This is a genomic window from Cedecea selenatireducens, assembly GCF_042138895.1.
GTDB classification, from domain to species: domain Bacteria; phylum Pseudomonadota; class Gammaproteobacteria; order Enterobacterales; family Enterobacteriaceae; genus Cedecea; species Cedecea selenatireducens.
In genome coordinates this window covers 109,494-124,799 of sequence record NZ_JBHIKW010000005.1, presented here as the reverse complement: position 1 = coordinate 124,799, position 15,306 = coordinate 109,494, and the positions used below count along the sequence as shown (strand labels likewise).

The following is a 15,306-nucleotide window of genomic DNA, read 5'->3' as shown; positions in this document are numbered from 1 at the left end:
CAATAAGATGACGCACGATAATAAATTGCAGGTTGAAGCCATCAAGCGCGGCACCGTTATCGACCATATTCCGGCTCAGGTTGGCTTTAAGCTGCTGACGCTGTTCCAGCTGACCAAAACCGACCAGCGCATCACCATCGGCCTGAATCTGCCGTCCCGCGAGCTGGGCCGCAAAGATCTGATTAAAATTGAGAATACCTTCCTGACCGACGAGCAGGTGAACCAGCTGGCGCTGTATGCCCCTAACGCGACGGTAAACCGCATCGACGAATACGAAGTGGTGGGTAAAAGCACCCCGAGCCTGCCGGAGCGTATCGAGAAAGTGCTGCACTGCCCGAACACCAACTGCATCAGCCACAACGAGCCGGTAGCGTCTTCGTTCGCCGTGAAGCAGCGCGCCGACGATATCAGCCTAAAGTGCAAATATTGCGAGAAAGAGTTCGCCCGTCACGTAGTGTTGGCAGATTAACGACCGACTAATGACAAGCAAGCTCCCATCCCTATAATGGGCGGGAGTTTATATCCAATACTAAGGAGAAAGTATGTCACGTACGCTTAGCACGGAAAACGCACCGGCCGCTATCGGTCCTTATGTTCAGGGCGTAGATCTTGGCAGCATGATCATCACCTCCGGGCAGATCCCGGTTAATCCAAAAACCGGCGAAGTGCCGGAAGACGTAGCCGCTCAGGCTCGTCAGTCCCTCGAAAACGTGCAGGCTATCGTTGAGTCCGCGGGTCTGAAAGTGGGCGATATCGTAAAAACCACCGTGTTCGTTAAAGATCTGAACGATTTCGCGACCGTGAACGCTACCTACGAAGCCTTCTTCAACGAGCATAAAGCGACCTTCCCGGCTCGCTCCTGCGTGGAAGTGGCTCGTCTGCCTAAAGACGTGAAAATCGAAATCGAAGCTATCGCCGTTCGCCGCTAATTCGCCGCAGCGCTTTTGCTTCTGGCCCCGCTTTCGCGGGGCTACTTTATTGCCTTACTTCACAACGGCCCGCAGCAGTTTTTCCAGCGGATAAACCGCCGCAATCACCACTTCATCTCGAGCCTGCGCCGCAGTATCCAGCTGAGCCTGAATGGCCTTAAGCTCGTCATCGTTGAGCGATCCTTGCTTCGCTACCAGATCCGTCAGCCTTAAGCCCAGCCCGGCAAGCTTATCCACATCTTCGGCAACCGGCTTGAGCGGCTTCAGCACGTAATTGCCGTCGATCAGCGCCAGTACGTCCGGGGTATTGCTTTGCCAGCGAGAGAAGATATGGCGCAGCGCCTCCGCACTGTTGCTGTCTTCCGGGTCGGCAATCAGTTTATCCACCCAGCTATTAATTGCCCTCACCTGGCCGCTTTCTGCCCCCAACGCGTCGGCAAAGCGGTTCAGCGGCTCAAAGTGATTGTAGTTTCCGGCCTGGAACTTGAGGTGTTGACGCGTGTAATACTGCGCGGGTTCAATCGCCTGAGCGAGGATCTGCAGCGGCATGATCTCCGGCGTACCGGCAAGGCGCGTCAGCTGAGTGACGGATTCGGTGTGCTGACGCAGGCCAACGGACACCGTCGACCAGGCGTCAATCGCCTGCATACGCTGGTACATGTTGTCGACGTCGGTTACGTCTTTCGCCGACCACAGGCGCTCGGCTACCGCAAAGGTACGCGGCCACAGCTTGATATCCAGCAGCGGAGAAATGATGTTTTCCGCCCACAGGGCCGCTTCGCCGCCGAGAATATTGCTCATCTGCGCTTCGGTCGGCACCACAGGTTGCTTGCCGTCCGGAACACCTTCCAGCTTCTGCCCGGTGGCCGGATAGCGCACGTTGCCCACGAGGAAGTAGCCGCTAAGCTTGTCGTTTTCCACCGTCACAACCGGGCGAGTTTCCCCCATCCAGGTATCCACCGTGAAGGTCACCTGGGTTGGGCTCAGCCATTTCACATCGTGAACCGCGCGGCGGGATTTGCCCTTGAAGTCGATAAACCCGCGCCAGCCGCCGTCGTTTTTCACCAGCGTGAAGCTGCCTTCCACCGCGCTGCCTTTCAGGCGAGGCATGCTGAAGAACCAGCTTTGCGCGCTGTCGGCTTCGCTAATATGATCCACGCCGTTCAGCCCCACCGGCAGCACTTCATTGCGGTAGTGGTAGGCGGTGGACTGAGGCTGGTCGAGATAAAAGCCCGTCGACAAAATGCCTTTGTAGCCGTTAGCCGCGATCGCGCCCAGCGAGTCCTGCCCCTGCCAGGACTGGATCAAAATGTTTTTCGGCAGATCGGGATGGTAAATCTCGTCCCAGCCCATCATCTGACGCTTATGTTTTTCGAGGATCTTCTCCAGCCGCTGGTTGAAATACGTTTGCAGCGCGTGGGAGTCCGCCAGATTATGCTGCTTCATAAACTGCTGGATGGCGGCGTTTTCTTTCCACTGGCTGTCATCTACCTCATCACCGCCAATATGCAGATAACTGTCCGGGAAAATAGCGGTAACTTCGCCAATTAGCGTATCCACAAACTTATAGGCGGCTTCGTTAGCCGGGTTCAGCAGCGGTTTCAGAACGCCCCAGTTGCGCTCCATCTGGTAAGGCCCCGGCGCGCTCATCAGCTCCGGATAAGCCACCGCCAGCGCTGAGCCGTGCCCAGGCAAGTCAATTTCCGGCACCACGCGAATGCCCAGCGATGTGGCATAGCGCACAACCTGCTTCATCTGCGCCTGAGTGTAGAACTGCCCGTCGCTCGCCAGCTGCTGTAACTTCGGATAATGAGTGGAAGCGAAACGCCAGCCCTGATCATCCGTCAGGTGCCAGTGGAAAACGTTCAGCTTGGCGGCGGCCATGCCGTCCAGCTGGCGCAGAATGTCGTTCACCGGCATAAAGTGGCGGGCCGAGTCGAGCAACAGCCCACGCCAGGGGAAGCGCGGCACATCTTTAATGTCTACATAAGGAATCGACGTATTCTGCGGGCCATTTTGAATCAGCTGTAGCACGGTTTCCATGCCGCGCATCGCGCCAAAGCGCGTGTTCGCGGTGAGCTTTACTCCCTCTGCGGTGACGCTTAGCGCATAGCTTTCGTCGCTGTCGGCTTTAGGCAGCGGATCGACTACTTGTTTGATTTGGATGGCAATCGTGGGTTTCGCAGGCTGCGTGACGGCAGGCTGTAGCTGCCAGCCGGTTTGCAGGCTAATGCGCTGGCGCCAGCGATCGACGGCCCCGTCCAGCTTGTCGCCGCTAATGGCGATAGAAACAGCGTTAGTCAGCGGCAGGCTGCCCTGCGTTGCCGGAAGCTCGACCTGCTGCGGCCAGGGCATGAGAGGTAAGTCCCCTGCCGGAGTGGCGTGTGCCTGGCAGGCAACGGCGATACCTGCGGCCAGCAGGCTAAAACGAAGCGATTTGAACATGAGTAATCCTTTCACGTGACGGGCCAGAAAATAGCAAAAACAATCTGTTATCACGTGAAGGATTTTTCAGCAAGGCGGCGGCGAGACGTGGATCACATCTCGCCATTTTTTGAGATTACTGCCAGCCGTAGCGGCGGCTGTAGAAGCCTTTCACGGCCTGGGTCAGCATCACGTAGCCCGCCAGAATAACCACCAGCAGCGGGAAGTAGCTCAGCGGCAGCGCCTGCAGGTGCAGGTACTCAGCCAGCGGTGAGAACGGCAGCGCAATCCCCAGCGCCATCACCAGCAGCGTCATCATCATCAGCGGCCACGCCGGGCGGCTTTGCAGGAACGGAATACGGCGGGTACGGATCATGTGCACAATCAGGGTTTGCGACAGCAGGCCTTCCACGAACCAGCCGGACTGGAACAGCGTTTGCGCTTCCGGAGTATTCGCTTTGAAAATCCACCACATCACGCCGAAGGTGACGATGTCGAAGATGGAGCTGAGCGGCCCGAAGAACACCATAAAGCGGCCCAGGTCGGCCGGGTTCCAGCGCTGCGGCTGTTTGATTTGCTCATCGTCGACGTTATCAAACGGAATCGCCACCTGAGAGACATCGTACATCAGGTTCTGGATCAGCAGGTGAATCGGCAGCATCGGCAGGAACGGCAGGAAAGCGCTGGCCACCAGCACGCTGAAGACGTTACCGAAGTTGGAGCTGGCGGTCATTTTGATGTATTTGAGCATGTTGGCGAAGGTACGACGGCCTTCGATAACGCCCTCTTCCAGCACCATCAGGCTTTTTTCCAGCAGAATAATGTCGGCGGCTTCACGGGCGATATCCACCGCGCCGTCTACGGAAATACCGATATCCGCCGCACGCAGGGCCGGGGCATCGTTAATGCCGTCGCCCATAAAGCCCACCACGTGGCCTTCACCGCGCAGCAGGCGAACGATGCGCTCTTTGTGCATCGGCGTCAGGCGGGCAAACAGCGTGGTTTGCAGCGCAACGCGCGCCAGCTCGTCATCGCTCATCTCTTCGATATCGCTGCCGACGATCAGGTCGCCGACTTCCAGCCCGACTTCACGGCACACTTTCGCCGCGACCAGCTCGCTGTCGCCGGTCAGGATTTTTACCGCAATGCCGCTGGCTTTCAGCGCTTTTAACGCCGGTGCGGTGGTTTCTTTCGGCGGATCGAGGAAGGCAATGTAGCCTTCGAGGATCAGGTCTGACTCATCCACGCGGCTGTAGTCTGCGCTGCGGGCAGGCAGGAATTTGGTGGCGACGGCAACCACGCGCAGGCCCTGGCTGTTCAGCGAGTCGGTCACGCTGCGAATGCGTTTCAGCATCCCTTCGCTGAGCGGCACAATCTCGTCGCCGTGGCGCACGTGAGTACAAACGTTGAGGATCTCCTGCAGCGCGCCTTTGCAGATAAGCTGATGCACGTCTGACTGCTCGGAGACCACAACCGACATGCGGCGGCGGTCAAAGTCGAAGGGAATTTCGTCTATTTTGTGCCACTGGGCAACCGCCGTGCGGGCGTGGTCGGCATCAACGCCTTCAAGTACCGCCACGTCCAGCAGGTTTTTGAGCCCGGTTTGGTAGTGGCTGTTCAGCCAGGCGGTGTGCAGCACGCGATCGCTTTGCTCGCCGAAGATATCGGTGTGGGTTTCCAGCACGATGCGGTCCTGGGTCAGGGTACCGGTTTTATCGGTACACAGGATGTCCATCGCGCCGAAGTTCTGGATAGCGTCGAGATGCTTCACAATGACTTTTTGTTTCGACAGCTTCACCGCCCCGCGCGCCAGCGTGGAGGTGACGATCATCGGCAGCATTTCCGGCGTCAGGCCGACGGCCACGGAGAGTGAGAACAGCGCCGCTTCCCACCAGTCGCCTTTGGTGAAGCCGTTGATCAGCAGTACCACCGGCACCATCACCAGCATAAAGCGGATCAGCAGCCAGCTAACGCGACTGATCCCACGCTGGAAGGCGTTAGGCTCGCTTTCCTGCTGGGTGACCCGCCCGGCCAACTGCCCGAACCAGGTGTTACCGCCGGTGGCGATAATCATGGCCAGCGCCGTGCCGCTGACGACGTTGGTGCCCATAAAGCAGAGGTTGTCGCACTCCAACGGGTTGTGCTGATCGTGCTGGCGGCTGACGGCCACTTTCTCGACCGGCAGCGATTCCCCGGTCAGCGAAGCCTGCGCCACAAACAGGTCACGCGCCTGCATAACGCGCAGGTCGGCTGGGATCATGTCGCCTGCGGCAAGCTTGACGATATCCCCCGGCACCAGCTGGTCCAGCGGGACTTCTACGTAGGCATATTCCCCCTGTTCGTTGATAACGCGCAGCACGGTGGCGGTGTTGCTGACCATCGCCTTGAGCGCATCCGCCGCACGGGTGGAGCGGGTTTCCTGAATGAAGTTCAGCAGCGTGGAAATCACCACCATCAGGGCGATAACGCTTGCGCCAAACAGGTCGTCTTCCGTGGCGTAGGAGAAAATCCCCAGCGCCGTCAGCAGCAGGTTGAACGGGTTGCGGTAGCAAACCCAAAGGTGCACAAACCACGGGGAAGGTTTCTGCGCCGGGATCTGGTTCAGACCGTGAGCTTCGCGCGCCTTTTCCACTTCGCGCTCGTTAAGCCCTTCCGGATGGCTGCCAAACTCAATATAGAGCTGCTCTTCGCTGGCGGCGGCATATTTCAGGCAGGCCTGAGTCAGCGTCGCCGGAATGTCTGCGGCTTTGGCCACGACGTTACCGTCGGGCATAGGATCGCGCTGCACCAGGCGGCGAGGCAGGTGGCGGCTCAGCTGGGACATCAGCTGACGGGTGAGGTTTTTAAATTGCATAAACGTCCTTAGCACCGTCATGAGCGGTACCTAAGTTTCCTGCAGGCGTAACAAAGCTGCACCAGGCAGGAGAGCATCAACAAGCAGGGACGTAAAAGAGGGGGTCGTCACTGCCTTACAAAACCGGTAAGGCAGCGGGCGTTAACCTGTGGTTTACCGGAAAATTCCTGTTACTTCAGGGTGAGGACTGGGATCGGGTTCCATGTCATCTCCGGTAGCGTTGAAAGATAAATAGCATTACGCCTTCTGGCATAATGAGAATGCCCGGTATACTACGCCCGTGAAACTAAACCTTTTGTAAACCAGATTTTGCCCATAGTGGGAACGGGATACTGCGTTAAAATTTTACTCTTACTAAGTATATTCTAAATAATCAGGATTACAGGTTGGTGGCAAACGAGTGACAATCACTGCGCTCGTGACCCTAAAGGAGCGGCACTCGCCGCCAGGCCTGATGAAGAACGAGCTTTTTTGCACCGTGACCGCCAGGAAAAAGAACTGCTATGCAAACTCGCCTTACCATTAAAGATATCGCCCGCCTAAGCGGCGTTGGGAAATCTACCGTTTCTCGCGTATTGAACAATGAAAGCGGCGTCAGCGCCCGCACGCGTGAACGGGTTGAAGCGGTGATGCAGCAGCACGAGTTCTCCCCTTCCCGCTCGGCGCGCGCCATGCGTGGGCAAAGCGATAAAGTTGTCGCCATTATTGTCACTCGTCTGGATTCCCTGTCGGAAAACCTGGCGGTGCAAACCATGCTGCCGTCTCTTTACGAGCAGGGTTACGATCCCATCATGATGGAAAGCCAGTTTTCGCCGGACATGGTTGAAGAACACCTCGGCATGCTGCGCCGTCGCAACATTGACGGCGTGATTCTGTTTGGCTTCACCGGCATCGACGAGAAAATCCTGCAGCCCTGGCGCTCCACGCTGGTGCTGATGGCGCGAGACGCCAGCGGCTTCGCCTCGGTGTGTTATGACGATGAAGGCGCCATTCAGATCCTGATGTCGACGCTTTACCAGCAGGGCCACCGTGACATCAGCTTCCTCGGCGTGCCCCACGGGGACGTAACCACCGGCTACCGCCGTCATCAGGCTTATCTCGCTTTTTGCCGTGACCACGATATTGCCCCTAATGCCGCCCTGCCGGGCCTGGCCATGAAGCAGGGTTACGACCACGTTGTTGAAGTGCTGACCCCGAAAACCACCGCCCTGCTGTGCGCCACCGACACCCTGGCGCTGGGCGCGAGCAAGTATCTCCAGCAGCAAAACCTCAGCGAGATCAAGCTGGCGAGCGTGGGCAACACGCCGCTGATGAAGTTTCTGCATCCTGAAATTATTACCGTCGACCCAGGCTATGCCGAAGCCGGTCGCGCCGCGGCTTTACAGCTGATCGGGCAGATCTCCCAGGGCCAACAGCTGCGGCAAATCGTCGTCCCAAGCCACCTGCAATAAAACCTCCCCTAAGCGGGATTTTGTGATCTTCGCTTGATTTCGGGAACGTTCCCATTTTCGTAAAATAGATTCCCGGCTACCCTTACTACAGGTCATTACCTCCTACCCAGGGTGTTACTTATGAGCAAAGTAAAACAACAAGACATCGATAAACTGATCGAACTGGTTGGCGGACGCGAGAATATCGCCACCGTCAGCCACTGTATTACCCGACTGCGTTTTGTACTGAACCATCCCGAAAATGCCCATCCTAAAGAGATCGAAAACCTGCCAATGGTGAAAGGCTGCTTTACCAACGCCGGCCAGTTCCAGGTGGTTATCGGTACCGATGTGGATGATTATTACAAAGCGTTGATTGCCACTACCGGGCTCGACTCCGCCGACAAAGAGCAGGCCAAAACGGCGGCCCGCCAAAACATGAAATGGCACGAACAGCTGATCTCGCACTTCGCGGAGATCTTCTTCCCGCTGCTGCCAGCGCTGATAAGCGGGGGTTTGATCCTCGGCTTCCGTAACGTGATTGGCGACCTGCCGATGAGCAACGGGGAAACCCTTGCCCAGATGTATCCGGCGCTGAAAACCGTGTACGACTTCCTGTGGCTGATTGGCGAGGCTATCTTCTTCTATCTGCCGGTGGGTATCTGCTGGTCTGCGGTGAAGAAAATGGGCGGGACGCCGATCCTCGGCATCGTGCTGGGCGTCACGCTGGTGTCACCTCAGTTGATGAACGCCTATGAGCTTGGCAGCAAGATCCCGGAAGTGTGGAACTTCGGCTGGTTCACCATCGAGAAAGTCGGCTACCAGGCACAGGTTATTCCTGCGCTGCTGGCGGGCCTGGCGCTCGGCTTCATTGAAACACGCATGAAACGCATCGTGCCGGATTACCTTTACCTGGTTATCGTGCCTGTCTGCTCGCTGATCCTCGCCGTATTCCTGGCGCACACCGTGATTGGGCCATTCGGCCGCATGATCGGTGACGGCGTTGCCTTCGCGGTTCGTCACCTGATGACCGGCAGCTTCGCCCCTGTTGGCGCCGCGCTGTTTGGCTTCCTGTATGCACCGCTGGTTATCACCGGCGTTCACCAGACCACGCTTGCCATCGACATGCAGATGATTCAGAGCATGGGCGGCACGCCGGTCTGGCCGCTGATTGCGCTGTCTAACATCGCGCAGGCTTCTGCGGTTGTCGGCATCATTATCTGCAGCCGCAAGCAAAACGAGCGTGAAATCTCCGTCCCGGCGGCTATCTCTGCCTACCTCGGCGTCACCGAGCCGGCGATGTACGGTATCAACCTGAAGTATCACTTCCCGATGCTGTGCGCGATGGTAGGTTCCGGCCTGGCCGGCCTGCTGTGCGGACTGAACGGGGTCATGGCGAACGGCATCGGCGTTGGTGGCCTGCCGGGCATTCTGTCCATTCAGCCTAAGTTCTGGGGCATCTACGCTATTGCGATTGTTATTGCAGTCATCGTACCTATTGTTCTGACATCTGTGGTGTATAAGCGCAAATTACGTCAGGGCACATTGTTGGTGGTTTAATTCGATTTACCGGGGGGCAGCAATGCCCCCCTTCAGCTAGCAGGAATTCGTTATGAATATCACTCCTCCTTGGTGGCAGACCGGCGTCATCTATCAGATTTACCCGAAGAGTTTCCAGGACACGACCGGCAGCGGTACCGGCGATCTGAAAGGCGTGATTAAGCGTCTGGATTACCTCAAGACGCTGGGCGTCGACGCCCTCTGGATTACGCCGTTTTATGTCTCACCTCAGATAGATAACGGTTACGACGTAGCCAACTACTGCGCCATCGACCCAACTTACGGCACGCTGGAAGACTTCGACTTACTGGTCGCTGAAGCCCACCAGCGCGGCATTCGGCTGGTGCTCGATATGGTGTTCAACCACACCTCTACCGAGCACGACTGGTTTAAGCAGGCACAGGATAAACACAGCCCGTATCGCGAGTTCTATATCTGGCGCGACGGCACGCCGGATGTTCTGCCGAATAACTGGCGCTCGAAGTTTGGCGGCAACGCCTGGCAGTGGCAGGCGGAAACCGGGCAGTATTACCTGCACCTGTTCGCCCCCGAGCAGGCCGATCTCAACTGGGAGAACCCGGAGGTTCGCGCCGAACTGAAAAAGGTCTGTGAGTTCTGGGCCAACCGCGGCGTGGACGGCCTGCGTCTCGACGTGATTAACCTGATCTCCAAAGATCAGCAGTTCCCGAACGACGTTGACGGAGGTGATGGCCGCCGTTTTTACACCGACGGACCGCGCGTTCATGAGTACCTGCAGGAATTCAGCCGCGATGCCTTTAAGCCGCTCGGCCTGATGACCGTCGGCGAGATGTCCTCCACCTCGCTGGATAACTGCCAGAAATATGGCGCCCTCGACGGCAGCGAGCTGTCGATGACCTTTAACTTCCACCACCTGAAGGTCGACTATCCGGGCGGCGAGAAATGGACGCTGGCAAAACCAGATTACGTGGAGCTGAAGTCCATTTTCAACCACTGGCAGCAGGGCATGCACAACGTAGCCTGGAACGCGCTGTTCTGGTGTAACCACGACCAGCCACGCATTGTTTCCCGTTTTGGCCACGAAGGCGAGCTGCGCACAACGTCGGCGAAAATGCTGGCGATGGTGCTGCACGGCATGCAGGGTACGCCGTACATTTACCAGGGCGAAGAGATTGGGATGACCAACCCGCATTTCTCTAGCATCGATCAGTATCGCGATGTGGAAAGCCTCAATATGTTTGCCGAGCTGCGCACGCTTGGGCGCGACAGCGACACTCTGATGGCTATTCTCGCCAGCAAGTCACGCGACAACAGCCGCACGCCGATGCAGTGGGATGCGGGCAACAATGCAGGCTTTAGCGAAGGCACGCCGTGGATTGGCCTGTGCGATAACTACCAGACGGTCAACGCCGAAACGGCGCTGAAAGACAGCGACTCGGTGTTCTATACCTACCAGCGGCTGATCAAGCTGCGTAAGGCAGAGCCGGTGCTGACCTGGGGTGACTATCAGGATCTGCTTCCGGAGCATCCGCTGGTGTGGAGCTACAGCCGGCAACACCAAGGGCAAACGCTGGTGGTTGCCGCTAACCTCAGCGGTGAAGCACAGTGGCTGCAGCTGGAAGGCCATGACGGTGAATGGGAAGTGCTGATGAGTAACTACTCTGACGCCGCAGCTAAGCCGGGCGAGATGAGCCTGAGACCATTTGAGGCGGTGTACTGGGTTAAGCGTTAACCTGATTGCCTACGTTTGAAAAGATTACCCTCACCCTGACCCTCTCCCTGTAAGGGAGAGGGGATAAACAATGTTTCCTGTCGCTTGTTTTCCCCCTCCCACGTCCCCCTCCCTGAAAGGGAGAAGGGATAAACAATGTTTCCTGTTGCTTGTTTTCCCCCTCCCACGTCCCCCTCCCTGAAAGGGAGAAGGGATAAACAATGTTTCCTGTTGCTTGTTTCCCCCTCCCACGTCCCCCTCCCTGAAAGGGAGAAGGGATAAACAATGTTTCCTGTCGCTTGTTTTCCCCCTCGCCCCTCTGGGGAGAGGGCCGGGGTGAGGGGAGAAATTACCCTTTCAGCGCCTGAATCCGGCTCAGCCAGCCGTTTACGCCCTCATCGATCAGCGCTTCCGTAATCGTATTTGCCCCCTGGATCAGCGCGGGTGCCTGCCAGATCATGCCGGTTTTATTCGCCATCGCATGGAACGGCAGCAGCAGCTCTTCAACCGTATAACGGTTAGCGCCGTCAGCACGATAGGCTTCCGCCGCCCCGCCGGTTGAGGTCATCACCATCAGTTTTTTACCGTGCAGCGCGGTGCCGTTGCTGCCGTAGGCAAAGCCGAAGGTCAGCACCAGATCCTGCCAGTCCTTGAGGATCGCCGGAGAGCTGTACCACCAGAACGGGAACATCAGCACGATGGACTCGTGATCCAGCAGCAGAGCCTGCTCACGCGCCACGTCAATCTGATGGTCCGGGTATTCACGTTTCAGCTCATGAACGGTGACGCCTTCAATGCCTTTCAGGGCGGCAATACCTGCCTGGCTAATACGGGATTCATCAGGCGTGCGATGCGCCGCCAGCACTAATATTTTTTTCATCTTTCAGGTCTCATTTTTGGGATGAGGCTATCTTTTCAGATGACAGGCCTTACCTGTAGTCCATAACATGGCACATCTGTTTCAACCAAAGGTTACAAGCATGATGCTTTCGGCAGACGTTCATCGGCTCATTCCGGCTTTTCTCGCGGCAGCAGACTGCGAGAGCTTTTCCGCCGCTGCGCGCCAGCTGGGCATCACGCCTGCGGCGGTGAGTAAGAGCATACGCCAGCTTGAACAGCGGCTCGGGATCGTGCTTTTCGTGCGTAATACGCACTACGTGGTGCTTACCGAGGAAGGCACAGCGCTGCGTGAACAGGTTGCGCCGCTGTGGCACGCATTGAACCAGGCGCTGGTCAACCCCGGCGCGGAACCGTCCGGGCTGCTGCGCGTCAGCGTGATCCCCGGCTTTGGCCGCCACTGCCTGATGCCGATCCTTGCCGAGTTTCAGCGGCGCTACCCGCTGATTCGCTTTGAGCTGTCGATGGAGGCCCGCAGCGTGAACTTGATTGGCGAACGCATCGACGTGGCCATCGGCCACCGCACGGTGCGTGATAACCGCGTAGTCGCCCGCGAGCTGTACACGTCACAGATGATCATGGCGGCATCACCGGCTTACCTGGCCGAGTTCGGCACGCCGCAAACGCTGGAAGACCTCATGGAGCATCGCTGCCTCGTGCACCGCAACTCCGGCACCGGGCGCCTCCAGCAGTGGATGGATAACGGCGCGCTGTTTGACGAACCCTCTGCCTGGTTTATCACTACCTCACCGGATTCGCTGGTGGATGCGGCGCTGTCCGGCATGGGGATCGTTTATCTCGCCGACTGGTATCTCACCGGGCCAATTGCGCAAGGAAAACTGCTGCCGATTTTGCAGAACGTTACCACGGAACCACAGCAGCTCTGGGTGAAATATGCCGGAGGAAAAGTCCCGCCTAAAATCCGGGTTTTTGTCGAGTATCTCTCCGAAAAACTAATCAGATGATTCTCATCATTTTGATCGATGCCCACCGTCTCTGCCGCCCCCGATTTACTTTGTCCTGCATCAATAAAATCGCAAACATGTTTGATGCAAATCACTATATATAGACCTTAGAATGCACCTCGGCCCTACATGTTGTATCTATCGACTATTATAACAACAACGTCCGCAGGATAAGTTTGGGGATTATCTGTGGATAAAAAGGGCCGAGTTTCGGGAAGTTTTGACAGGACAAACGGCTACGCGCTCCCGAATACGCCCCTACCTATGTGGATAACCTAAAAATAAACGGAGAAATCATGACACCGCATGTGATGAAAAGAGACGGGTGCAAGGTACCTTTCACTTCAGAGCGCATCAGAGAAGCTATTCTGCGTGCAGCTAAAGCAGCGGGAGTCGATGACGCGGACTATTGCGCCACCGTCGCAGAGAGCGTCAGCCAGCAGATGGCAGGCCGCAGCCAGGTAGACATTGGCGAGATCCAGATCGCCGTGGAAAACCAGCTCATGGCCGGTAACTACAAGCAGCTGGCGCGCGCCTACATTGAGTACCGCCATGACCGCGATATTGAGCGCGAGAAGCGTGGTCGTCTGAACCAGGAAATTCGCGGCCTGGTTGAGCAGACTAACTCCGCCCTGCTTAACGAGAACGCCAACAAAGACAGCAAGGTGATCCCAACCCAGCGAGATCTGCTGGCCGGGATCGTCGCCAAGCACTATGCCAAGCAGCACCTGCTGCCGCGTGACGTCGTGCTGGCACACGAGCGCGGTGATATCCACTATCACGATCTCGATTATTCTCCGTTCTTCCCAATGTTTAACTGCATGCTTATCGATTTGAAAGGCATGCTGACCCACGGCTTCAAAATGGGTAACGCCGAGATTGAACCACCGAAGTCTATCTCTACGGCCACGGCGGTAACGGCGCAGATAATTGCCCAGGTTGCCAGCCACATTTACGGCGGCACCACCATCAACCGCATCGACGAAGTGCTGGCGCCGTTTGTGACCGAAAGCTTTAACAAGCACCGTAAAATCGCCGAAGAGTGGCAGATCCCGAATGCTGAGGAATATGCACATTCCCGCACCGAGAAAGAGTGCTACGACGCTTTCCAGTCCCTTGAATATGAAGTGAATACGCTGCATACCGCCAACGGGCAAACGCCGTTTGTTACCTTTGGTTTTGGCCTCGGCACCAGCTGGGAATCACGCCTGATCCAGAAGTCTATTCTGCGCAACCGCATCGCTGGCCTGGGCAAAAACCGCAAAACTGCGGTGTTCCCAAAACTGGTCTTTGCAATCCGTGACGGCCTGAACCACAAGTTTGGTGATGCCAACTACGACATCAAACAGCTGGCGCTGGAATGTGCGTCTAAGCGCATGTATCCGGACATTCTTAACTACGACCAGGTCGTGAAAGTGACCGGCTCGTTTAAAACCCCAATGGGCTGTCGCAGCTTCCTGGGCGTGTACGAAGAAAACGGCGAGCAAATCCACGACGGGCGTAACAACCTCGGCGTAATAAGCCTGAACCTGCCGCGCATTGCGCTGGAAGCCAAAGGGGATGAAGCTGCTTTCTGGAAACTGCTGGACGATCGTTTACAGCTGGCGCGTAAAGCGCTGATGACCCGCATTGCCCGTCTGGAAGGCGTCAAAGCTCGCGTGGCCCCTATCCTCTATATGGAAGGCGCCTGCGGCGTCCGCCTGAAGGCCGACGACGACGTGTCTGAGATCTTTAAAAACGGCCGCGCGTCGATTTCGCTGGGCTATATCGGCATTCATGAAACGGTTAACGCTCTGTTCGGTAATCAGCATGTGTACGACAGCGAAGCCCTGCGCGAGAAAGCCGTTGCTATCGTGGCTCGCCTGCGCGAAGCCACCGACAGCTGGAAAGAAGAAACCGGCTACGGCTTTAGCCTCTACAGCACCCCAAGCGAAAACCTGTGTGACCGCTTCTGCCGCCTTGATACCGCAGAATTCGGCGTCGTACCGGGCGTGACCGACAAAGGCTACTACACCAACAGCTTCCACCTCGACGTGGAGAAAAAGGTTAATCCTTACGACAAAATCGACTTTGAGGCACCGTACCCACCGCTGGCTAACGGCGGCTTCATTTGCTACGGCGAATATCCAAATATCCAGCACAACCTGCGGGCGCTCGAAGACGTGTGGGATTACAGCTACAAGCACGTGCCGTATTACGGCACCAACACGCCGATCGATGAATGCTATGAGTGTGGTTTTACCGGCGAGTTCGAATGTACCAGCAAGGGCTTTACCTGCCCGAAATGCGGCAATCACGACGCCGCGCGCGTGTCGGTTACCCGTCGCGTATGTGGCTACCTCGGCAGCCCGGACGCTCGTCCGTTCAACGCCGGCAAGCAGGAAGAAGTTAAGCGTCGCGTTAAGCACCTGGGTAACGGGCAGATCGGCTAAGTCATTTAGCCATTTCCCCTCACCCTAACCCTCTCCCCATAGGGGAGAGGGAACCGTCGAGCATGTTGTTACATCCTGCGCTGGTTTTCTCCCTCTCCTGTGGGAGAGGGCTGGGGTGAGGGCAT

General features: G+C 57.1%; 10 protein-coding genes. 7 read left to right on the top strand and 3 right to left on the bottom strand.

From position 1 onward, the window contains the following. The first annotated feature begins 7 nt into the window (after positions 1 to 7). Both pyrI and ridA read left to right on the top strand, forming a co-directional pair. Positions 8 to 469 (top strand): aspartate carbamoyltransferase regulatory subunit, encoded by a 462-nt coding sequence (gene pyrI, locus ACE38U_RS10240; protein ID WP_176981521.1) that lies wholly within the window; start codon positions 8 to 10, stop codon positions 467 to 469. Positions 470 to 542: 73 nt separating this feature from the next. Further along, positions 543 to 929, top strand: a complete 387-nt coding sequence (gene ridA, locus ACE38U_RS10235; protein WP_038478595.1) for a 2-iminobutanoate/2-iminopropanoate deaminase — start codon at positions 543 to 545, stop codon at positions 927 to 929. A 54-nt stretch (positions 930 to 983) separates the two neighbouring features. On the opposite strand, the gene ACE38U_RS10230 is transcribed toward ridA, so the two are convergent. Both ACE38U_RS10230 and mgtA read right to left on the bottom strand, forming a co-directional pair. Next, on the bottom strand, positions 984 to 3,374 hold the full coding sequence (locus ACE38U_RS10230) for a beta-N-acetylhexosaminidase (RefSeq protein WP_375529680.1): 2,391 nt from the start codon (positions 3,372 to 3,374) through the stop codon (positions 984 to 986). Positions 3,375 to 3,489: 115 nt separating this feature from the next. Beyond that, positions 3,490 to 6,207 (bottom strand): magnesium-translocating P-type ATPase, encoded by a 2,718-nt coding sequence (gene mgtA, locus ACE38U_RS10225; RefSeq protein WP_375529679.1) that lies wholly within the window; start codon positions 6,205 to 6,207, stop codon positions 3,490 to 3,492. Between the two features lie 503 nt (positions 6,208 to 6,710). Here mgtA and treR point away from each other — a divergent pair. From treR to treC, 3 genes are all read left to right on the top strand, one after another. Further along, the gene (gene treR / locus ACE38U_RS10220; protein WP_176981518.1) at positions 6,711 to 7,658 is read left to right on the top strand and encodes a trehalose operon repressor TreR; all 948 of its coding nucleotides are present in this window, start codon (positions 6,711 to 6,713) and stop codon (positions 7,656 to 7,658) included. Between the two features lie 120 nt (positions 7,659 to 7,778). Further along, positions 7,779 to 9,197 carry a PTS trehalose transporter subunit IIBC gene (gene treB, locus ACE38U_RS10215; protein WP_038478582.1) on the top strand — a complete coding sequence of 473 codons (1,419 nt, stop codon included), beginning with the start codon at positions 7,779 to 7,781 and terminating at the stop codon, positions 9,195 to 9,197. A gap of 52 nt (positions 9,198 to 9,249) precedes the next feature. Next, positions 9,250 to 10,908, top strand: a complete 1,659-nt coding sequence (treC, locus tag ACE38U_RS10210) for an alpha,alpha-phosphotrehalase (RefSeq protein ID WP_375529678.1) — start codon at positions 9,250 to 9,252, stop codon at positions 10,906 to 10,908. A gap of 328 nt (positions 10,909 to 11,236) precedes the next feature. Here the strand turns inward: treC and ACE38U_RS10205 are convergent, their stop codons facing one another. Further along, a complete protein-coding gene (locus tag ACE38U_RS10205) occupies positions 11,237 to 11,767 on the bottom strand; it encodes an NAD(P)H-dependent oxidoreductase (RefSeq protein ID WP_375529677.1) in 531 nt (176 codons plus the stop codon). Between the two features lie 100 nt (positions 11,768 to 11,867). Here ACE38U_RS10205 and ACE38U_RS10200 point away from each other — a divergent pair, with 100 nt between their 5' ends. Next, complete coding sequence (locus ACE38U_RS10200) at positions 11,868 to 12,749, top strand: LysR family transcriptional regulator (RefSeq protein WP_375529676.1); 882 nt, start codon at positions 11,868 to 11,870, stop codon at positions 12,747 to 12,749. A 296-nt stretch (positions 12,750 to 13,045) separates the two neighbouring features. Continuing rightward, positions 13,046 to 15,181: an anaerobic ribonucleoside-triphosphate reductase gene (nrdD, locus tag ACE38U_RS10195; RefSeq protein ID WP_038478571.1), complete on the top strand. Its 2,136-nt coding sequence runs from the start codon at positions 13,046 to 13,048 to the stop codon at positions 15,179 to 15,181. Positions 15,182 to 15,306: the final 125 nt, after the last annotated feature.

Coding starts and splice junctions, on each gene's coding strand:
- ACE38U_RS10205 (WP_375529677.1), bottom strand. CDS start 11,767: ATGAAAAAAATATTAGTGCTGGCGGCGCATCGCACGCCTGATGAATCC.
- treC (WP_375529678.1), top strand. CDS start 9,250: ATGAATATCACTCCTCCTTGGTGGCAGACCGGCGTCATCTATCAGATT.
- mgtA (WP_375529679.1), bottom strand. CDS start 6,207: ATGCAATTTAAAAACCTCACCCGTCAGCTGATGTCCCAGCTGAGCCGC.
- nrdD (WP_038478571.1), top strand. CDS start 13,046: ATGACACCGCATGTGATGAAAAGAGACGGGTGCAAGGTACCTTTCACT.
- ridA (WP_038478595.1), top strand. CDS start 543: ATGTCACGTACGCTTAGCACGGAAAACGCACCGGCCGCTATCGGTCCT.
- ACE38U_RS10230 (WP_375529680.1), bottom strand. CDS start 3,374: ATGTTCAAATCGCTTCGTTTTAGCCTGCTGGCCGCAGGTATCGCCGTT.
- pyrI (WP_176981521.1), top strand. CDS start 8: ATGACGCACGATAATAAATTGCAGGTTGAAGCCATCAAGCGCGGCACC.
- treB (WP_038478582.1), top strand. CDS start 7,779: ATGAGCAAAGTAAAACAACAAGACATCGATAAACTGATCGAACTGGTT.
- treR (WP_176981518.1), top strand. CDS start 6,711: ATGCAAACTCGCCTTACCATTAAAGATATCGCCCGCCTAAGCGGCGTT.
- ACE38U_RS10200 (WP_375529676.1), top strand. CDS start 11,868: ATGATGCTTTCGGCAGACGTTCATCGGCTCATTCCGGCTTTTCTCGCG.